This window comes from Marinococcus tarijensis (assembly GCF_054971385.1).
This window is the reverse complement of record NZ_JBQOJA010000064.1, coordinates 1-4177: the sequence shown is the minus strand read 5'-3', so window position 1 is coordinate 4177 and position 4177 is coordinate 1. Positions and strand designations below refer to the sequence as shown.

At 40.1% G+C, this 4177-nt stretch carries 3 protein-coding genes and 1 pseudogene; all 4 read left to right on the top strand.

Annotated elements, in window-relative coordinates:
• Positions 1 to 191 (top strand): annotated as a pseudogene (locus tag ACTTK7_RS17035) (protein rep); the annotation flags it as partial.
• A gap of 1233 nt (positions 192 to 1424) precedes the next feature.
• On the top strand, positions 1425 to 2786 hold the full coding sequence (locus ACTTK7_RS17030) for a plasmid recombination protein (protein ID WP_462869294.1): 1362 nt from the start codon (positions 1425 to 1427) through the stop codon (positions 2784 to 2786).
• Between the two features lie 23 nt (positions 2787 to 2809).
• A complete protein-coding gene (locus ACTTK7_RS17025; protein WP_462869292.1) occupies positions 2810 to 3094 on the top strand; it encodes a helix-turn-helix domain-containing protein in 285 nt (94 codons plus the stop codon).
• 273 nt (positions 3095 to 3367) lie between these two features.
• The coding region (locus tag ACTTK7_RS17020; RefSeq protein ID WP_462869291.1) for a protein rep at positions 3368 to 4177 on the top strand (810 nt) is incomplete at its 3' end.

Here is a 4177-nt window from a genome sequence, read left to right as displayed (position 1 = left end):
AATCAAATAAGTTATTCAAAGATGGTGAATTGGATCATTATAAAGAACAGGATCCAACCGAGTACATTTATGCGTTGCTCTATCATTGGGGTAAGGGAAATTATGTCGAAGACGAAAAACGATTGCTCACAGTGGAGGAACATGAACAAGTAAATCGATTATTAGTAGAGGAAGAACCGATAGATGAATAAAAACAATGATTGTTTGAGTATCGGTTTGTAGTGTATTGAAAAGGGTGTTAAAAATATAGAAGCAGGGTATGGAATAATTAGTCGTGGGTTCTATTGATGCAAAAGCATGGTATGAATCGCTCCACTCACAAAGATAGATACGTCCCTACTGAACTAGTAGAGACGTTTTTTTTGGCTAATATTTAAGTGAATTTTGACAAATGAAAATGATAATGAATGCTAAAGCCGGATTGGTAGATAAATAAAAACCTCCGAGTCAATAGTTGGCTCGGAGGTTTTTTGAGGGTTCAGTTGGTTCTGAAAGTAAAAGGAAGTTGGAAGGAAGGGTGCCTGTCGCCCCTCTCCTCGTGGATAATCATAATTCCCAAGAGTTGGAATCATGATTACACGGCTATTGTAGCATACGTATGTCGAATATCATAAAAACCGCCTGCCAGAAGGATCAGAACTGACAGACGATTCAACCTTAATATTCCCAGAGGATAGATATGGGAATAAGATAACAGTAGCATGAATAGAAATTGATTTTCTAGCATTGAAAGAGAGAAAATAACAAAAAGAGGACACGGCGTATGTCCTCTTTTTGCTTATCTGTTATTTAGCGGATAATCAGGATCTAAGTTTTTTTAGAAAATGATTATAATCATATGATAGCATATTCTATTTTCTTAGAAAAAAGAACGATCATACCCGAAGGTTGACCGTTCTTTTCAACGAAAAAGGGGGACCTCCAAAAATGGATGTCCATAGATTCATTTTCCCCCTAAAAGAGGAGATAAACTTTTTTCATACCTTCAGCATTTTATTAGTACCTTTAGATTGTCCACTTTTTTGGTATGAATTAAAGCTTCTTGTTAGATGGGTCGTCAACGTAACCGGACTTTGGCGGAGCCAATGGAGGATTAAGAGTTGACGACCTTTTTATGGGTTCCAGGCTGTTGGCGACAGCAAAAAGGAAAAACTCGTTTTTCCCTTTTTGCTTCGTCCTCGACAGAGCCCCCGGAGGGAGAAAGAAAGTTTTTGGCTGCCCCTTTTTTCAAAAAGGGGCGGTCTTTGTTTTGGCCATGCGGAGCATGGCTCGGCGCAGCCGAAGGGCCTCGCAGAGCATGGCTCGGCGCAGCCGAAGGGCCTCGCAGAGCAATTTCGTTTTGACACACTTGTCAAAACTTAGAAAATGTTACTTTGGCAAAGTAACAAAGGTCTGGTAGCCTTGGAGGGAGGAAGGTGATCGAGATGGGCATGAGTATTTCTCTCAAAAAGGATACGAAAAAGACCAACATTAAACATAATAATCGGGAGTTCACGGAACGGGGAAAAGAACGAAACGACCACATTAATTTCTCGAGATCGGACCGGAATGTGTACTTGGTGAAGAAGGATCTTCGGGAATTATATGAGCGAGAGTTTGGACCAGCCAAAGAACGGTATAACGACAAGCAGCAACGCCGGGATCGAAAAATTGAGGACTACTACAAGCATGTGCAGCAGGGAAAAAAGAATCGCCCGCAACAGGAAATGATTGTGCAGGTAGGAGACCAGGAAGATTTTCAAAATGATGATCCAAACCGGGAAATGGCGAAGGAGATTCTGCAGGAATGGTTCCAGGAGTTCCAGGAGCGTAATCCTCAACTCAAAGTCTACAATGCGGTGATTCACGATGATGAAGCTAGCCCTCATATGCATATGAATTTTGTGCCGGTGGCCACAGGATACAAAAAAGGCATGGATACGCAGGTATCATTTGACCGGGCGATCAAGCAGCAAGACGCAACGTTGAATCAGACGCACCCGTTTGAAGACTGGCGGGAACGGGAGATTGGATTTTTAGAAGAAAAAATTAATGCCCGGGGGATTGATCGGGAGCTCGTTGGGACCAAGGACTATGAGGACATGAATGACTTCAAAGCGAAAATGAAAGAGCTCCAAGACCTGGAGCAACAGATCGAAGATAAACAGGCGATTCTGGAGCCGATGAAGGAATTTGAACAGGATTTCCACCGGATTACCTCCGAATCGAGAGAAAAGCGTTCTATGGGCTTCACAGGAGCCCGAAAAGTGGAAATGCCCAAGGAGCACTATGATGAGTTGTATCACTTAGCGTACGGTTCGTTTAAGAGGAAAAATGAAAACACGAACTTGAGATTATCGAATAAAGGCTGGCAAAAAGAGGTTGATCGCAAAGACCAAATGTATGAGGAACTTCGGGAAGAAAATGAAAGCCTTCGGAACGATAAAAAGAAGCTTCAAAACGATAACAACAGCCTGCAGACCGAAAACACGATTCTTCATCGAACCCTGGACAAGGTTAAAGAACAAATAACGGAAAAGAAACAGTCGTTTGCGACAATGGTGGGAAGAGCAAAAGCCCAGGCGATTCTCTCGTTAAATCTGAAAAGGTACCCTGCGAGTCTGAAGCGAGAGGATGAAATGGCGGGGATGACCAGTGTGTTCTTCGGTGACAAGCAGAAAAAAGATAAAGAAAAAGCACAACAACTAGAACAAGAACGACAAAAAGAAGAGGAGAAAAAGCGAGAGAAAGAACAAAAGCGACAACAGCAGCAAAAGAAAGGTCGTGGACCAGATTTAAGCATGTAGGTGTAGTGGATAGGAGGAGTAGCTTGGGAGGAAGAATGAATTATTCCAGTTGGGAGAAACTGTTTCAATTGGGTCAGAGTGAAGAAGAAACAGATCGGGCGTATGCGGAAATGTTAGCAACAGCCATTGAGATACGGTTGGAGCGAGGATTAACGCAATCCATGTTGGCAGAGAAAAGTGGATTAACTTCCAGCATGATCTCCAAAATGGAAAGTGGAAATAATCATCCGACCATGAAAACATTTTTAAAATATCTTCGAGGCTTAGAAATTGATTGGGCATTAATGCAAAAGAGAGGACCTGAATAGGTCCTCTCTTTTTTTATGGTTTTAGGCATGATTGAGCGAAGCGAAAATCAAAAGCCTACTTTACTTGATAATAAGGGTAACTATTCTGATCGATGCTAAAATCATGAACTCTTTGCGAGAGTAAGGATAAAAAGGAAAAAACTTGCACTTTTTAGGATACTAATTTAGAATTTCAAGTAACCACACAAAAAATTCAAAAGTATCGGAGGTGCAAGTTTTTAATGCCCAACTATCTAGGGATGTAGTTTTGCATTTATATAAAACTAATTTTATATGGAGAAGTTTACCGAGAAAAAGAAAAAAAATCAAGTATTAGCACGGTTTATTCGCAAGTTTTTGTCCAAGTCGTCATGGGAGATTGTGCAGGACTGTAATACATTTATGATGATGGTGGCTGATGAAACTCTGGAAAAGAAAAAACAGCATAAAGGAAATACGTGCAAAAATCGATTCTGTCCGGTCTGTTCCTGGAAGCGAGCGAGAAAAGAAGCACTGGCTCTAGCCATTCAGATGGAATACATCAAAGATACATATAATAAGGATTTTATCTTTCTTACTCTTACGACACCAAATGTAAAAGCGGAAGAATTGCATGATGAAATTAAGGAATATAATCATGCGTTTCAAAAATTAGTACAACGAAAAGAAGTTCAAAGTGTGGTTAAAGGTTATATTCGAAAATTGGAAGTTACATATAATCAAGATCGAGATGATTATAATCCCCACTTCCATGTATTAATTGCAGTTAATAAAAGTTACTTCAATAAGCCTAATCAATATATTAAACAGAATCGTTGGTTAAAATTATGGCAGGAGGTAACTAAGAATCCATTGATTACAAACGTGCATGTTCAAAAGGTACGTACAAATAGCAAAAAAGAAGTGGCCGAGCTGGCGAAATACTCAGCGAAAGATAGTGACTACCTGGCCAATGAAAAAGTCTTTGATGCGTTTTATAAAGGATTAAAAGGTAAACAGTTGATGGTCTACTCCGGTCTGTTTAAAGAATCAAATAAGTTATTCAAAGATGGTGAATTGGATCATTATAAAGAACAGGATCCAACCGAGTACATTTATGCGTTG

Bases quoted from the DNA above. Each gene is read 5' to 3' on its own strand.
- ACTTK7_RS17030 (WP_462869294.1), top strand. From the start codon at position 1,425: ATGGGCATGAGTATTTCTCTCAAAAAGGATACGAAAAAGACCAACATT.